Origin of the sequence: Escherichia sp. Lx600-2 (genome assembly GCF_036662595.1) — a bacterium.
Classification (GTDB): Bacteria; Pseudomonadota; Gammaproteobacteria; order Enterobacterales; family Enterobacteriaceae; genus Escherichia; species Escherichia coli.
Genome location: NZ_JAYQWM010000001.1, coordinates 110,402 through 126,902, shown reverse-complemented (window position 1 = coordinate 126,902; position 16,501 = coordinate 110,402). Strand labels below are relative to the sequence as shown.

At 51.9% G+C, this 16,501-nt stretch carries 15 protein-coding genes; 11 read left to right on the top strand and 4 right to left on the bottom strand.

The genetic code is table 11. From position 1 onward, the window contains the following. Position 1: 1 nt before the first annotated feature. From hyfH to focB, 5 genes are read left to right on the top strand one after another with little or no spacing between them, the layout of a single operon-like run. Entirely contained in the window at positions 2-547 is a 546-nt protein-coding gene (gene hyfH / locus OQV04_RS00560; RefSeq protein ID WP_000916058.1) for a hydrogenase 4 subunit H, read from the top strand. Continuing rightward, the gene (gene hyfI / locus OQV04_RS00555) at positions 544-1,302 is read left to right on the top strand and encodes a hydrogenase 4 catalytic subunit HyfI (RefSeq protein WP_032281418.1); all 759 of its coding nucleotides are present in this window, start codon (positions 544-546) and stop codon (positions 1,300-1,302) included. The genes hyfH and hyfI overlap by 4 nt, the downstream gene beginning before the upstream one ends. Further along, the gene (gene hyfJ, locus OQV04_RS00550; protein WP_032281419.1) at positions 1,295-1,708 is read left to right on the top strand and encodes a hydrogenase 4 assembly chaperone HyfJ; all 414 of its coding nucleotides are present in this window, start codon (positions 1,295-1,297) and stop codon (positions 1,706-1,708) included. The genes hyfI and hyfJ overlap by 8 nt, the downstream gene beginning before the upstream one ends. Before the next feature lie 29 nt (positions 1,709-1,737). Further along, entirely contained in the window at positions 1,738-3,750 is a 2,013-nt protein-coding gene (gene hyfR, locus OQV04_RS00545) for a DNA-binding transcriptional regulator HyfR (protein WP_101969491.1), read from the top strand. Positions 3,751-3,771: 21 nt separating this feature from the next. Further along, positions 3,772-4,620, top strand: coding sequence for a formate transporter FocB (gene focB, locus OQV04_RS00540; protein WP_021557077.1), 849 nt, complete (start codon positions 3,772-3,774; stop codon positions 4,618-4,620). A 37-nt stretch (positions 4,621-4,657) separates the two neighbouring features. Here focB and OQV04_RS00535 read toward each other — a convergent pair whose 3' ends face one another. Next, positions 4,658-5,719, bottom strand: coding sequence for an AI-2E family transporter (locus OQV04_RS00535; RefSeq protein ID WP_000892044.1), 1,062 nt, complete (start codon positions 5,717-5,719; stop codon positions 4,658-4,660). A gap of 212 nt (positions 5,720-5,931) precedes the next feature. Here OQV04_RS00535 and bepA point away from each other — a divergent pair, with 212 nt between their 5' ends. After that, positions 5,932-7,395, top strand: coding sequence for a beta-barrel assembly-enhancing protease (gene bepA, locus OQV04_RS00530; RefSeq protein ID WP_032281421.1), 1,464 nt, complete (start codon positions 5,932-5,934; stop codon positions 7,393-7,395). Positions 7,396-7,415: 20 nt separating this feature from the next. Beyond that, a complete protein-coding gene (arsC, locus tag OQV04_RS00525; protein ID WP_000166449.1) occupies positions 7,416-7,775 on the top strand; it encodes an arsenate reductase (glutaredoxin) in 360 nt (119 codons plus the stop codon). A 137-nt stretch (positions 7,776-7,912) separates the two neighbouring features. On the opposite strand, the gene OQV04_RS00520 is transcribed toward arsC, so the two are convergent. The 3 genes from OQV04_RS00520 to upp form a co-directional block, all read right to left on the bottom strand. Then, a complete protein-coding gene (locus OQV04_RS00520; protein ID WP_001307333.1) occupies positions 7,913-8,614 on the bottom strand; it encodes a DnaA inactivator Hda in 702 nt (233 codons plus the stop codon). A gap of 94 nt (positions 8,615-8,708) precedes the next feature. Next, complete coding sequence (uraA, locus tag OQV04_RS00515; RefSeq protein ID WP_032281422.1) at positions 8,709-9,998, bottom strand: uracil permease; 1,290 nt, start codon at positions 9,996-9,998, stop codon at positions 8,709-8,711. 85 nt (positions 9,999-10,083) lie between these two features. Continuing rightward, positions 10,084-10,710, bottom strand: a complete 627-nt coding sequence (gene upp, locus OQV04_RS00510; protein ID WP_001295473.1) for a uracil phosphoribosyltransferase — start codon at positions 10,708-10,710, stop codon at positions 10,084-10,086. A gap of 324 nt (positions 10,711-11,034) precedes the next feature. Between upp and purM the strand changes: the two genes are divergently transcribed. The 4 genes from purM (at position 11,035) to ppx (ending at position 16,493) form a co-directional block, all read left to right on the top strand. Further along, the gene (gene purM / locus OQV04_RS00505) at positions 11,035-12,072 is read left to right on the top strand and encodes a phosphoribosylformylglycinamidine cyclo-ligase (RefSeq protein ID WP_001295474.1); all 1,038 of its coding nucleotides are present in this window, start codon (positions 11,035-11,037) and stop codon (positions 12,070-12,072) included. After that, positions 12,072-12,710 carry a phosphoribosylglycinamide formyltransferase gene (gene purN / locus OQV04_RS00500; protein WP_001028618.1) on the top strand — a complete coding sequence of 213 codons (639 nt, stop codon included), beginning with the start codon at positions 12,072-12,074 and terminating at the stop codon, positions 12,708-12,710. Before purM ends, purN begins: the two co-directional genes overlap by 1 nt. A 170-nt stretch (positions 12,711-12,880) precedes the next feature. Then, complete coding sequence (gene ppk1 / locus OQV04_RS00495) at positions 12,881-14,947, top strand: polyphosphate kinase 1 (protein WP_000529576.1); 2,067 nt, start codon at positions 12,881-12,883, stop codon at positions 14,945-14,947. 4 nt (positions 14,948-14,951) lie between these two features. Beyond that, entirely contained in the window at positions 14,952-16,493 is a 1,542-nt protein-coding gene (ppx, locus tag OQV04_RS00490; RefSeq protein ID WP_001121363.1) for an exopolyphosphatase, read from the top strand. Positions 16,494-16,501 lie beyond the last annotated feature (8 nt).

Below are 16,501 nucleotides of genomic sequence, written 5' to 3'. Positions count from 1 at the left end.
GATGCTGAAGTTACTGAAAACTATTATGCGCGCCGGAACCGCGACGGTGAAATATCCCTTCGCGCCACTGGAGGTCAGCCCAGGCTTTCGCGGGAAACCGGACCTGATGCCCAGCCAATGTATTGCCTGCGGTGCCTGCGCCTGTGCTTGTCCGGCAAATGCGCTGACTATCCAGACCGACGACCAGCAAAATTCGCGCACCTGGCAGCTCTATCTGGGGCGTTGTATTTACTGCGGACGTTGTGAAGAAGTGTGCCCGACCAGAGCCATCCAGCTTACCAATAACTTTGAACTGACCGTCACCAATAAAGCCGATCTCTATACCCGCGCGACGTTCCATCTACAACGTTGCAGCCGTTGCGAACGCCCGTTTGCCCCGCAAAAAACCGTCGCACTGGCTGCTGAATTGTTGGCACAGCAACAAAATGCGCCACAAAACCGCGAAATGTTGCGGGCGCAAGCGAGCGTCTGCCCGGAGTGCAAACAACGCGCGACGCTGATCAACGACGATACAGATGTACCGCTGGTGGCTAAGGAGCAGCTATGAGTCCAGTGCTTACACAACATGTCAGCCAGCCCATCACGCTAGACGAGCAAACGCAAAAGATGAAGCGGCATTTGCTACAGGATATCCGTCGCTCAGCCTACGTTTATCGCGTCGATTGCGGCGGCTGCAACGCCTGTGAAATCGAAATTTTTGCCGCCATCACACCAGTATTCGACGCAGAACGTTTTGGCATTAAGGTTGTTTCATCACCGCGTCACGCCGATATTTTGTTATTTACTGGCGCAGTCACCCGGGCGATGCGTATGCCTGCACTTCGGGCGTATGAGTCTGCCCCCGATCATAAAATCTGTGTTTCCTACGGCGCGTGCGGTGTCGGCGGCGGTATTTTCCACGATCTCTACAGCGTCTGGGGCGGCAGCGACACCATTGTCCCCATTGATGTTTGGATCCCCGGCTGCCCGCCAACACCGGCCGCCACCATTCACGGTTTCGCCGTGGCGCTCGGTTTGCTGCAACAGAAGATTCACGCGGTGGATTATCGCGATCCCACCGGGGTGACTATGCAACCGCTGTGGCCGCAGATCCCGCCATCACAGCGTATCGCCGTTGAGCGAGAAGCGCGGCGGCTGGCGGGCTATCGTCAGGGGCGAGAAATTTGCGATCGTCTCCTGCGCCATTTAAGCGATGATCCTACAGGAAATCGGGTTAACACCTGGTTGCGCGAAGCCGACGATCCGCGTCTCAATAGTATCGTTCAGCAACTCTTTCGCGTACTCCGGGGGTTACATGACTGAAGAGTGCGGGGAAATTGTTTTCTGGACGCTGCGAAAAAAGTTTGTCGCCAGTAGCGACGAGATGCCGGAACACAGCTCTCAGGTAATGTATTACTCACTGGCTATCGGTCATCACGTTGGCGTGATTGATTGTCTGAATGTCGCCTTCCGCTGCCCACTGACGGAATACGAAGATTGGCTTGCACTGGTCGAAGAGGAGCAAGCCCGACGTAAGATGCTGGGGGTGATGACTTTTGGTGAGATTGTTATTGACACCAGCCACACCGCCCTGTTGACCCGGGCATTCGCGCCACTGGCGGATGACGCGACGTCTGTGTGGCAGGCGCGTAGCATTCAATTCATTCATCTGTTGGATGAAATTGTGCAGGAACCGGCCATCTATCTGATGGCCAGAAAAATTGCGTGAGAAGGATTTCTCATTAATAAGGACTGTTGATGGCTATGTCAGACGAGGCGATGTTTGCCCCGCCACAAGGAATAACAATTGAAGCGGTAAACGGAATGCTCGCGGAGCGGTTAGCACAGAAACACGGCAAGGCGTCTTTATTACGCGCCTTCATCCCGCTGCCGCCGCCGTTCAGCCCGGTACAACTTATTGAACTGCATGTTCTCAAAAGCAACTTCTATTACCGCTACCATGATGATGGCAGCGATGTGACGGCAACAGTAGAGTATCAGGGCGAGATGGTCGATTATTCGCGTCACGCCGTCCTTCTCGGCAGTAGAGGAATGGCGGAGCTACGCTTTATACGTACCCACGGCAGCCGTTTTACTCCCCAGGATTGCACACTGTTTAACTGGCTGGCACGCATTATCACCCCGGTTCTGCAATCATGGCTCAATGATGAAGAACAACAGGTGGCGCTGCGTTTGCTGAAGAAAGATTGCGATCATCATCGGGTACTGGTGGATATCACTAATGCAGTGCTGTCACATCTTGATCTCGACGATCTGATCGCTGACGTCGCTCGTGAGATCCATCATTTTTTCGGTCTGGCTTCAGTCAGTATGGTACTGGGCGATCATCGAAAGAACGAGAAGTTCAGCCTGTGGTGCAGCGATCTTTCTGCCTCACATTGTGCGTGTCTGCCACGCAATATGCCTGGCGACAGTGTATTGCTGACACAAACGCTACAAACCCGACAACCGACCTTGACGCACCGTGCAGACGATCTGTTTCTCTGGCAACGCGACCCGTTATTACACTTACTTGCATCTAACGGCTGCGAATCTGCGCTCCTTATACCGCTTACCTTTGGCAACCATACACCGGGTGCATTGTTGCTGGCGCATACCTCTTCCACTCTCTTTAGTGAGGAAAACTGCCAGCTACTACAACACATAGCCGATCGCATCGCTATTGCCGTTGGCAATGCCGATGCCTGGCGTAGCATGACCGATTTGCAGGAAAGTTTGCAGCAAGAAAACCACCAGCTTAGCGAGCAGCTCCTTTCGAATCTGGGCGTCGGTGACATTATCTATCAAAGCCAGGCAATGGAAGACCTGCTCCAGCAGGTAGATATTGTGGCGAGGAGCGACAGTACGGTGTTGATTTGCGGTGAAACCGGAACTGGCAAAGAGGTGATCGCCAGAGCGATCCATCAACTTAGCCCGCGACGCGACAAGCCGCTGGTCAAAATCAACTGCGCTGCCATCCCCGCCAGTCTTCTGGAAAGTGAGTTATTCGGTCATGACAAAGGGGCGTTTACTGGTGCGATTAATACCCATCGTGGTCGTTTTGAAATTGCCGATGGCGGCACGTTGTTTCTCGATGAAATTGGCGATCTGCCGTTAGAACTTCAGCCTAAACTGCTGCGCGTATTGCAGGAGCGGGAGATTGAGCGTCTCGGCGGGAGTAGAACGATCCCGGTGAATGTCAGAGTCATTGCCGCCACCAACCGTGATTTGTGGCAAATGGTTGAAGATCGCCAGTTTCGCAGCGATCTCTTTTATCGCCTGAATGTCTTCCCACTGGAATTGCCGCCGCTACGCGACCGTCCGGAAGATATCCCTCTTTTAGCAAAACATTTCACGCAAAAAATGGCGCGCCATATGAATCGCGCAATTGACGCCATCCCGACCGAGGCACTACGCCAGTTGATGTCGTGGGATTGGCCGGGCAACGTGCGCGAGCTGGAAAACGTGATTGAGCGGGCGGTACTGCTGACTCGCGGTAACAGTCTGAATTTACATCTAAATGTCCGACAAAGCCGTTTACTGCCGACGCTAAATGAAGATTCAGCGCTTCGCAGTTCAATGGCGCAGTTGCTGCACCCGACGACGCCAGAGAATGACGAAGAAGAACGTCAGCGCATTGTTCAGGTATTGCGAGAAACCAATGGCATTGTTGCCGGGCCCCGTGGCGCGGCGACACGATTAGGGATGAAGCGCACCACGCTGCTGTCACGAATGCAGCGTCTGGGGATCTCGGTTCGCGAGGTGTTGTAATCTGCTTTTGCAGGAGTATGCATGAGAAATAAACTCTCTTTCGACTTGCAGTTGAGCGCCAGAAAAGCGGCAATCGCTGAACGGATTGCCGCCCATAAAATTGCCCGCAGTAAAGTGTCGGTCTTTTTAATGGCGATGTCCGCTGGCGTGTTTATGGCGATTGGATTTACTTTTTACCTTTCCGTTATCGCCGATGCCCCGTCTTCACAGGCATTAACCCATCTGGTGGGCGGCCTTTGCTTTACACTCGGCTTTATTTTGCTGGCGGTTTGCGGCACCAGCCTGTTCACCTCGTCGGTAATGACGGTGATGGCAAAAAGTCGGGGCGTTATTAGTTGGCGAACTTGGCTGATTAACGCACTTCTGGTGGCCTGCGGTAATCTGGCAGGTATTGCCTGTTTCAGTTTGTTAATCTGGTTTTCCGGGCTGGTGATGAGTGAAAACGCGATGTGGGGAGTCGCGGTTTTACACTGCGCCGAGGGCAAAATGCATCATACATTTACTGAATCTGTCAGCCTCGGCATTATGTGCAATCTGATGGTTTGCCTGGCGCTGTGGATGAGTTATTGCGGGCGTTCGTTATGCGACAAAATCGTCGCCATGATTTTGCCCATCACCCTGTTTGTCGCCAGTGGCTTTGAGCACTGTATCGCCAATTTGTTTGTGATTCCGTTCGCCATTGCCATTCGCCATTTCGCCCCTACCTCCTTCTGGCAACTGGCGCACAGTAGCGCAGACAATTTTCCGGCACTGACGGTAAGCCATTTTATTACCGCCAATCTGCTCCCGGTGATGCTGGGTAATATTATCGGCGGTGCAGTGCTGGTGAGTATGTGTTATCGGGCTATTTATTTACGTCAGGAATCCTGAAAAATCAGCCCGGCGAAACAGTTCGTCGGGCTGAAGATTATTCTTGCGCTATTTGCCCATCGGGCCAGGCGTGGATCACGGCTTTGATCAGCGTCGCCAGTGGAATGGCGAAGAATACGCCCCAGAATCCCCACAAACCACCGAAGATCACCACCGATAAAATAATCACCAGCGGATGCAGGTTAACCGCTTCGGAGAACAACACCGGTACTAACAGGTTGCCGTCCAGCGCCTGAATAATCAGATACACTGCGAAGCAGCTCCAGAATTCCGTGCCTGCACCAAACTGGAATAGCGCCACGCCAACCACCGGAATGGTCACCACAAATGCGCCAATGTACGGAATAAGTACCGAGAAGCCGACCAGCACCGCCAGCAGCAGCGAATAGTTCAGCCCAAAGAGCAAGAACCCCAGCCAGGTGGCGATCCCCACCACGATCATCTCCAGCACTTTGCCGCGGATATAGTTGGTGATTTGTTGATTCATCTCCTTCCACACCTGTCCTGCCAGTCCACGGTTACGCGGCAGCACCCGGCGAACGGCATTCAGCATCTGCTCTTTGTCTTTCAGCAGGAAGAAGACCATCAATGGCACCAGCACCAGATAGACAGCTATGGTCAGCAAACCGACCAGCGAGGCGAGGGAAATTTTCACCACCGAATCGCCCATGGTCAGCATCCGACTGCGCATATTTTCGGCCATTGCATCAATAATGCCCGCATCCATTAACGCCGGATAGCGGCGCGGCAACGTGGCGGCAAAGTCAGAAAGCTTATTGAGCATCCCCGGCATATCGCGGATTAAGTAGATGCCCTGTTGCCAGGCGATAGGCAGTACCACGAACGCCATCAGTAGCAATATACCGACAAAAACCACCAATACAATCGACGTCGCCCAGCGGCGGGAGCAGCCAATAGATTGCAGGCGCACGGTTGGCCATTCCAGCAAATAGGCCAGCACAATAGCCACCAGCAACGGAGCAAGCAGGCCACTAAAGAAAAAGATAATGCCAAATCCGGCAACTAAAATAACCAGCAAGGCAATCGCTTCCGGGTCGCTAAAACGGCGGCGATACCATTGCATCAACATTTCGAGCATAAAGACCTTCCCTGAACCTCAAGAGCGGGATTGCGATCCGCAATTGTATCGAAATGTCACAAAAAAGACTTCGCTTTTTATGACGGATTCAGGAAACTGAAAAGTCATTTGAGTGGGCTAATCTTCGCCGTTACACTCAAAGGCGGCGCGGTGGGAACGATATTTCACAGTATCGGTCAAATGACTATCTTCAGAAATACAGGATAGAGGTTATGTTCAGGCAGTTGAAAAAAAACCTGGTTGCAACCCTCATTGCTGCTATGACCATTGGTCAGGTAGCCCCGGCGTTTGCCGACAGCGCAGACACCTTGCCGGATATGGGAACCTCCGCAGGAAGCACGCTTTCCATTGGTCAGGAAATGCAGATGGGCGACTATTATGTCCGCCAGTTACGCGGCAGCGCGCCGTTAATTAATGACCCGCTGTTAACGCAATATATTAATTCGCTGGGGATGCGTCTGGTTTCGCATGCCAATTCGGTTAAGACACCGTTTCATTTCTTTCTGATCAACAACGACGAAATTAACGCCTTTGCTTTCTTTGGCGGCAACGTGGTGCTGCACTCTGCCCTGTTCCGTTATTCCGATAACGAAAGTCAACTGGCTTCAGTTATGGCGCACGAAATCTCCCACGTCACCCAACGTCACCTGGCGCGAGCGATGGAAGATCAGCAGCGCAGCGCGCCGCTGACCTGGGTCGGCGCGTTAGGTTCTATTTTACTGGCGATGGCCAGTCCGCAGGCGGGGATGGCGGCGCTGACCGGTACACTGGCGGGAACGCGCCAGGGGATGATCAGTTTCACCCAGCAAAATGAACAGGAAGCGGACCGCATTGGTATTCAGGTGCTGCAACGCTCAGGATTCGATCCGCAGGCGATGCCGACCTTCCTCGAAAAATTACTCGATCAGGCGCGTTACTCCTCCCGTCCGCCGGAAATTTTATTGACTCACCCGTTGCCGGAAAGTCGTCTGGCAGATGCCCGCAACCGTGCTAATCAGATGCGCCCGATGGTGGTGCAGTCGTCGGAAGATTTCTATCTGGCGAAAGCGCGCACACTGGGGATGTATAATTCCGGACGTAACCAGCTCACCAGTGATTTGCTGGATGAATGGGCGAAAGGAAACGTTCGTCAGCAACGAGCGGCGCAATATGGTCGTGCTTTACAGGCGATGGAAGCCAATAAATACGACGAGGCGCGAAAAACGCTGCAACCGTTACTGGCGGCAGAACCTGGCAACGCATGGTATCTCGATCTGGCTACCGATATCGATCTTGGGCAAAACAAAGCCAATGAGGCGATCAATCGCCTGAAAAATGCCCGTGATTTGCGCACCAATCCGGTGTTGCAGCTCAACCTGGCAAACGCTTATCTGCATGGCGGTCAACCACAAGAAGCGGCCAATATTCTCAATCGCTACACTTTTAACAATAAAGATGACAGCAACGGCTGGGATTTACTGGCACAGGCGGAAGCCGCGCTAAATAACCGCGATCAGGAACTGGCTGCGCGAGCAGAAGGTTATGCGCTCGCCGGGCGACTCGATCAGGCCATTTCGCTGTTGAGTAGCGCCAGTTCGCAGGTGAAATTAGGCAGCCTGCAACAAGCGCGTTACGATGCGCGCATCGACCAGTTGCGCCAGCTGCAGGAACGCTTTAAGCCTTATACCAAGATGTAATTCGCATTAAAGGAAGAACAATGACCAAACAGGTAAAAATCTACCATAACCCACGCTGTTCAAAGAGCCGGGAAACGCTGAACCTGCTGAAAGAAAACGGCGTGGAGCCAGAAGTGGTGCTCTACCTTGAGACACCCGCCGATGCGGCAACGCTGCGCGATTTGCTGAAAATGCTGGGGATGAATAGCGCCCGTGAATTGATGCGCCAGAAAGAGGATCTTTATAAAGAACTGAACCTGGCTGACAGTTCGCTTAGCGAAGAGGCGCTGATTCAGGCAATGGTGGATAATCCGAAGCTAATGGAGCGCCCGATTGTGGTCGCGAATGGCAAAGCGCGGATTGGTCGTCCACCGGAGCAGGTACTGGAAATCGTGGGTTAAGATGTGCTCCATCGCTAGTTGAAGCACATTGCCGGATGCGACGCTTGCCACGTCTTATCCGGCCTACGAATATTATGGATTAACTTCGCGTAGTTCGGATAAGGCGTTCGCGCCGCATCCGACAATAAACACCTTATCTACAACTTCAGAATTTCTTTCACAAACGGAATGGTCAGCTTACGTTGCGCGGTAATCGACGCACGATCCAACTGATCCAACGTCATAAATAGCGTGCGCATTTCTCTGTCGAGCCGCTTCAGCAAGAAACGCCCAACATCTTCCGGCAGTTCAAAACCACGCAAACGCGCGCGTAACTGTAGCGCCTGCAACTTATCTTCATCAGAAAGTGGCTGCAATTTGTAGATCTGCCCCCAGTCGAGTCGCGACGCGAGATCCGGTAATCCCAGATTCAACTGCCGCGGTGGACGATCGCCGGTGATCAACAACCGTGTTTTGCCCGATTCCAGAATTCGATTGTAGAGATCGAAAATCGCCATCTCCCACAACTCATCGCCTGCAATACACTCAATGTTGTCGATACAGACCAGCGACAAATGCTCCATACCGTCGAGCACTTCCGGAACAAACCAGGTGCGTTTATCCAGCGGGACATAGCCCACCGCATCGCCACGCTGCGACAATTCCGCGCAAGCCGCGTGCAGCAGATGGCTGCGCCCCGCGCCTTCGCGTGCCCAGAGATAGATGTAACCGCTATGTTCCTGACGCAGCACGTTTTGCAGCGCGGCCAGTAAAGAGGAGTTATCCCCCGGCCAGAAACTTGCAAAGGTTTCGTCGTCAGGAAGATAAAGTGGCAAAGAGAGCTGTGCCGGTGTGTTCAGAGATACCTCAACCAGGATTTCACAAAATCGCGAGAAGTTTACCACAGAATCCCATGATGTTTGAACCGGGCAGCAACACTGCCCGGTCGGTACATTATTTGTCTGTTATATCCGCGTCTTCTGCGTCCAGCACCACTTCTTCAGGGCGCAGCACACTGATCAGTTTGAAAATCAAACTTAAGCCGATACCGACGATGGTCGCCAGCGCCATACCTTTCAACTCCGCCGCGCCGATGTTTACCTTCGCGCCACTGACGCCGATGATCAAAATCACGGAAGTCAGGATCAGGTTCTGTGCTTTGTTGTAATCCACTTTCGATTCGATCAAAACACGAATACCGGAAGCACCGATGACACCATAAAGCAGCAGCGAAACGCCGCCCATTACCGGCAATGGGATCATCTGGATAGCGGCAGCCAGTTTACCGACGCAGGAAAGCAGGATAGCGAAAATCGCCGCCCCGCCGATAACCCAGGTACTGTAAACACGGGTGATCGCCATCACGCCAATGTTTTCTCCGTAAGTGGTATTTGGCGTAGAGCCAAAGAAGCCGGAGATCACGGTCGACAGGCCGTTAGCAAACATCGAACGGTGCAGACCTGGATCGCGCAGCAGATCTTTTTTGACGATATTAGCCGTTACTACCAGGTGCCCTACGTGTTCGGCAATAACCACTAACGCCGCTGGCAGAATAGTCAGAATGGCAAACCACTCGAAGCGCGGCGTATAGAGGGTTGGCAGCGCAAACCAGTGAGCATTAATAATCGGCGTGGTATCGACAATTCCCATTGCGAAAGAGAGCGCGTACCCCACCAGCACGCCAATTAAAATCGGGATAATTGCCATGAAACCACGGAACAGCACGGAACCTAAAACCGTGACCGCCAGGGTGGTAATAGAGATGATGATGGTTTTGGAGTCTGGCGTTTGCCCTTCAGCCGGGAGCAAACCCGCCATACCGGCAGCTACGCCCGCCAGCTCCAGACCGATGACGGCAACGATTGCGCCCATTGCCGCAGGTGGAAACAGCACGTCCAGCCAGCCGGTCCCCGCTTTCTTCACGATAAAAGAAACAAGGCAGAACAGCACGCCGCACATAATAAAGCCGCCCAGCGCGACTTCATACCCCAACGGCAACAGTAGCAATACCGGTGAAATAAAGGCAAAGCTGGAACCAAGATAAGCCGGAATTTTCCCTTTACAGATGAAGAGATACAGCAGCGTTCCAATACCGTTAAATAACAGTACAGTCGCCGGGTTAATATGAAATAAGACGGGCACCAGGACGGTTGCACCAAACATGGCGAACAAATGTTGCAAACTAAGCGGGATTGTCTGTAAAAGTGGCGGTCTTTCACTCACCCCGATAGCACGGCGCGTCATAGTATTATCCTCTGTATTATGTGTTATAGGCGCTTTACTCAAAAAAAAGCCGACTCTTAAAGTCGGCTTTAATTATTTTTATTCTTTATTTCGTACCAAAGATTTTGTCACCGGCATCGCCGAGGCCCGGAATAATGTATCCGTGCTCGTTCAGTCCCTGATCAATCGATGCGGTATACAGTTCGACGTCCGGGTGCGCTTTTTCCAGCGCAGCGATACCTTCTGGCGCAGCTACCAGCACCAGAACTTTGATGCTGCTGCAGCCCGCTTTTTTCAGCAGGTCGATGGTCGCGATAACGGAACCACCGGTTGCCAGCATTGGGTCAACGATCAGCGCCATACGCTCATCGATGTTAGAAACCAGTTTCTGGAAGTACGGTACCGGCTCCAGCGTTTCTTCATTACGGTACATACCGACAACGCTGATGCGCGCGCTCGGAACGTTTTCCAGCACACCGTCCATCATCCCCAGACCCGCACGCAGAATTGGCACAACGGTAATTTTCTTACCTTTGATCTGGTCGATTTCTACCGGGCCGTTCCAGCCTTCGATAGTTACTTTTTCCGTTTCGAGGTCGGCGGTCGCTTCGTAAGTCAGCAGGCTACCCACTTCGGAAGCGAGTTCGCGAAAGCGCTTGGTGCTGATATCTTGCTCACGCATCAGTCCCAGCTTGTGTTTGACGAGTGGGTGTTTGACTTCCACGATCTTCATACTCTTTCTCCTTTGAGGGGCAGCCACAAAAAAAATCGACGGATTATACCTCCTTTCTTCAAGGCGGCAATATTATTTTCGTTGACTTTAGTCAAAATGATAACGGTTTGAGATAAAGTTATTTTATATTCAAATGGTTATGAAAGAAGATTATTCCATCCGAAAACTAACCTTTGCCCTGGCACAAGTCTTCTTTCGCCGCGCGCCTGGGGAAAAGACGTGCAAAAAGGTTGTGTAAAGCAGTCTCGCAAACGTTTGCTTTCCCTGTTAGAATTGCGCCGAATTTTATTTTTCTACCGCAAGTAACGCGTGGGGACCCAAGCAGTGACCGATAAAACCTCTCTTAGCTACAAAGATGCCGGTGTTGATATTGACGCGGGTAATGCTCTGGTTGGAAGAATCAAAGGCGTAGTGAAGAAAACGCGTCGTCCGGAAGTGATGGGCGGTCTGGGCGGCTTCGGTGCGCTGTGTGCATTGCCGCAAAAATATCGTGAACCCGTGCTGGTTTCCGGCACTGACGGCGTAGGTACCAAGCTGCGTCTGGCAATGGACTTAAAACGTCACGACACCATTGGTATTGATCTGGTCGCCATGTGCGTTAATGACCTGGTGGTGCAAGGTGCGGAACCGCTGTTTTTCCTCGACTATTACGCAACCGGAAAACTGGATGTTGATACCGCTTCAGCGGTGATCAGCGGCATCGCGGAAGGTTGTCTGCAATCGGGCTGTTCTCTGGTGGGTGGCGAAACAGCAGAAATGCCGGGGATGTATCACGGTGAGGATTACGATGTCGCGGGTTTCTGCGTGGGCGTGGTAGAAAAATCAGAAATCATCGACGGCTCTAAAGTCAGCGACGGCGATGTGCTGATTGCACTCGGTTCCAGCGGTCCGCACTCGAACGGTTATTCGCTGGTGCGCAAAATTCTTGAAGTCAGCGGTTGTGATCCGCAAACCACCGAACTTGATGGTAAGCCATTAGCCGATCATCTGCTGGCACCGACCCGCATTTACGTGAAGTCAGTGCTGGAGTTGATTGAAAAGGTCGATGTGCATGCCATTGCGCACCTGACCGGCGGCGGCTTCTGGGAAAACATTCCGCGCGTATTGCCAGATAATACCCAGGCAGTGATTGATGAATCTTCCTGGCAGTGGCCGGAAGTGTTCAACTGGCTGCAAACGGCAGGTAACGTTGAGCGCCATGAAATGTATCGCACCTTCAACTGCGGCGTCGGGATGATTATCGCCCTGCCTGCTCCGGAAGTGGACAAAGCCCTCGCCCTGCTCAATGCCAACGGTGAAAACGCGTGGAAAATCGGTATCATCAAAGCCTCTGATTCCGAACAACGCGTGGTTATCGAATAATGAATATTGTGGTGCTTATTTCCGGCAACGGAAGTAATTTACAGGCAATTATTGACGCCTGTAAAACCAACAAAATTAAAGGCACCGTACGGGCAGTTTTCAGCAATAAGGCCGACGCGTTCGGCCTTGAACGCGCCCGCCAGGCGGGTATTGCAACGCATACGCTCATCGCCAGCGCGTTTGACAGTCGTGAAGCCTATGACCGGGAGTTGATTCATGAAATCGACATGTACGCACCCGATGTGGTCGTGCTGGCTGGTTTTATGCGCATTCTCAGCCCGGCGTTTGTCTCCCACTATGCCGGGCGTTTGCTGAACATTCACCCTTCTCTGCTGCCGAAATATCCCGGATTACACACCCATCGTCAGGCGCTGGAAAATGGCGATGAAGAGCACGGTACATCGGTGCATTTCGTCACCGATGAACTGGACGGTGGCCCGGTTATTTTACAGGCGAAAGTCCCGGTATTTGCTGGTGATACGGAAGATGACGTCACCGCCCGCGTGCAAACCCAGGAACACGCCATTTATCCACTGGTGATTAGCTGGTTTGCCGATGGTCGTCTGAAAATGCACGAAAACGCCGCGTGGCTGGATGGTCAACGTCTGCCGCCGCAGGGCTACGCTGCCGACGAGTAATGCCCCGTAGTTAAAGCGCCAGCTCTGCCGCTGGCGTTTTTCAATTCACCTGTAAATCGCAAGCTCCAGCAGTTTTTTTCCCCCTTTTCTGGCATAGTTGGACATCTGCCAATATTGCTCGCCATAATATCCAGGCAGTGTCCCGTGAATAAAACGGAGTAAAAGTGGTAATGGGTCAGGAAAAGCTATACATCGAAAAAGAGCTCAGTTGGTTATCGTTCAATGAACGCGTGCTTCAGGAAGCGGCGGACAAATCTAACCCGCTGATTGAAAGGATGCGTTTCCTGGGGATCTATTCCAATAACCTTGATGAGTTCTATAAAGTCCGCTTCGCTGAACTGAAGCGACGCATCATTATTAGCGAAGAACAAGGCTCCAACTCTCATTCCCGCCATTTACTGGGCAAAATTCAGTCCCGGGTGCTGAAAGCCGATCAGGAATTCGACGGCCTCTACAACGAGCTATTGCTGGAGATGGCGCGCAACCAGATCTTCCTGATTAATGAACGCCAGCTCTCCGTCAATCAACAAAACTGGCTGCGTCATTATTTTAAGCAGTATCTGCGTCAGCACATTACGCCGATTTTAATCAATCCTGACACTGACTTAGTGCAGTTCCTGAAAGATGATTACACCTATCTGGCGGTGGAAATTATCCGTGGCGATACCATACGTTACGCGCTGCTGGAGATCCCATCAGATAAAGTGCCACGCTTTGTGAATTTACCGCCAGAAGCGCCGCGTCGACGCAAACCGATGATTCTTCTGGATAACATTCTGCGTTACTGCCTCGATGATATTTTCAAAGGCTTCTTTGATTATGACGCGCTGAATGCCTATTCAATGAAGATGACCCGCGATGCCGAATACGATTTAGTGCATGAGATGGAAGCCAGCCTGATGGAGTTGATGTCTTCCAGTCTCAAGCAGCGTTTAACTGCTGAGCCGGTGCGTTTTGTTTATCAGCGCGATATGCCCAATGCGCTGGTTGAAGTTTTACGCGAAAAACTGACTATTTCCCGCTACGACTCCATCGTCCCCGGCGGTCGTTATCATAATTTTAAAGACTTTATTAATTTCCCCAATGTCGGCAAAGCCAATCTGGTGAACAAACCACTGCCGCGTTTACGCCATATTTGGTTTGATAAAGCCCAGTTCCGCAATGGTTTTGATGCCATTCGCGAACGCGATGTGTTGCTCTATTATCCTTATCACACCTTTGAGCATGTGCTGGAACTGCTGCGTCAGGCTTCGTTCGACCCGAGCGTACTGGCGATTAAAATTAACATTTACCGCGTGGCGAAAGATTCACGCATCATCGACTCGATGATCCACGCCGCACACAACGGTAAGAAAGTCACCGTGGTGGTTGAGTTACAGGCGCGTTTCGACGAAGAAGCAAACATTCACTGGGCGAAGCGCCTAACCGAAGCAGGCGTGCACGTTATCTTCTCTGCGCCGGGTCTGAAAATTCACGCCAAACTGTTCCTGATTTCACGTAAAGAAAACGGTGAAGTGGTGCGTTACGCACACATCGGGACCGGGAACTTTAACGAAAAAACCGCGCGTCTTTATACTGACTATTCGTTGCTGACCGCCGATGCGCGCATCACTAACGAAGTACGGCGGGTGTTCAACTTTATTGAAAACCCATACCGTCCGGTGACATTTGATTATTTAATGGTGTCACCGCAAAACTCTCGCCGTCTGTTATATGAAATGGTGGACCGCGAGATCGCCAACGCGCAGCAAGGGTTGCCCAGTGGTATCACCCTGAAGCTAAATAACCTTGTCGATAAAGGCCTGGTTGATCGTCTGTATGCGGCCTCCAGCTCCGGCGTACCGGTTAATCTGCTGGTTCGCGGAATGTGTTCGCTGATCCCCAATCTGGAAGGCATTAGCGACAACATTCGTGCCATCAGTATTGTTGACCGTTACCTTGAACATGACCGGGTTTATATTTTTGAAAATGGCGGCGATAAAAAGGTCTACCTTTCTTCCGCCGACTGGATGACGCGCAATATTGATTATCGTATTGAAGTGGCGACACCGCTGCTCGATCCGCGCCTGAAGCAGCGGGTGCTGGACATCATCGATATATTGTTCAGCGATACGGTCAAAGCACGTTATATCGATAAAGAACTCAGTAATCGCTACGTTCCCCGCGGCAATCGCCGCAAAGTACGGGCGCAGTTGGCGATTTACGACTACATCAAATCACTCGAACAACCTGAATAACCCTATGCCAATACACGATAAATCCCCTCGTCCGCAGGAGTTTGCTGCGGTCGATCTTGGTTCAAACAGTTTTCACATGGTCATAGCCCGTGTGGTAGATGGTGCCATGCAGATTATTGGCCGCCTGAAACAGCGGGTGCATCTGGCGGACGGCCTGGGGCCAGATAATATGTTGAGTGAAGAGGCAATGACGCGCGGTTTAAACTGTCTGTCGCTGTTTGCCGAACGACTACAAGGGTTTTCTCCTGCCAGCGTCTGTATAGTTGGTACCCATACGCTGCGTCAGGCGCTGAACGCCACTGACTTTCTGAAACGTGCGGAAAAGGTCATTCCCTACCCGATTGAAATTATTTCCGGTAATGAAGAAGCCCGTCTGATTTTTATGGGCGTGGAACATACCCAACCGGAAAAAGGTCGCAAACTGGTTATTGATATTGGCGGCGGTTCTACAGAACTGGTGATTGGTGAAAATTTCGAACCGATTCTCGTTGAAAGCCGCCGGATGGGGTGTGTCAGCTTTGCCCAGCTTTATTTCCCTGGCGGAGTCATCAATAAAGAGAATTTTCAGCGTGCTCGCATGGCGGCAGCACAAAAACTGGAAACTTTAACCTGGCAATTTCGAATTCAAGGCTGGAACGTGGCAATGGGCGCTTCCGGTACCATAAAAGCCGCCCATGAAGTGTTAATGGAAATGGGTGAGAAAGACGGGATAATTACCCCGGAACGTCTGGAAAAACTGGTAAAAGAAGTTTTACGGCACCGTAATTTCGCATCGCTGAGTTTACCAGGTCTTTCCGAAGAGCGGAAAACAGTCTTCGTTCCGGGACTGGCGATTTTATGCGGTGTGTTTGATGCTTTAGCCATCCGTGAACTGCGCCTTTCTGACGGGGCGTTACGCGAAGGCGTACTGTATGAAATGGAAGGACGTTTCCGTCATCAGGATGTGCGTAGTCGCACCGCCAGCAGCCTCGCCAACCAGTATCACATCGACAGCGAACAGGCCCGACGGGTGCTGGATACCACTATGCAAATGTACGAACAGTGGCGGGAACAGCAACCGAAGCTGGCGCATCCGCAACTGGAGGCGCTACTGCGATGGGCCGCCATGCTGCATGAAGTCGGGTTGAATATCAACCACAGCGGTTTGCATCGCCACTCCGCTTATATTCTGCAAAACAGTGACTTGCCGGGTTTTAATCAGGAACAGCAGCTGATGATGGCGACACTGGTGCGCTATCACCGTAAAGCGATTAAACTCGACGATCTGCCGCGCTTTACCTTGTTTAAGAAGAAACAGTTCCTGCCACTGATTCAGCTATTGCGCCTTGGCGTATTACTCAACAATCAACGTCAGGCAACCACCACACCGCCAACATTGACACTGATTACTGATGACAGTCACTGGACACTGCGTTTCCCGCATGACTGGTTTAGTCAGAATGCGTTGGTACTGCTTGATCTGGAAAAGGAGCAAGAATACTGGGAAGGCGTGGCTGGCTGGCGGTTGAAAATTGAAGAAGAAAGTACACCTGAAATCGCCGCTTAATGCTTTGC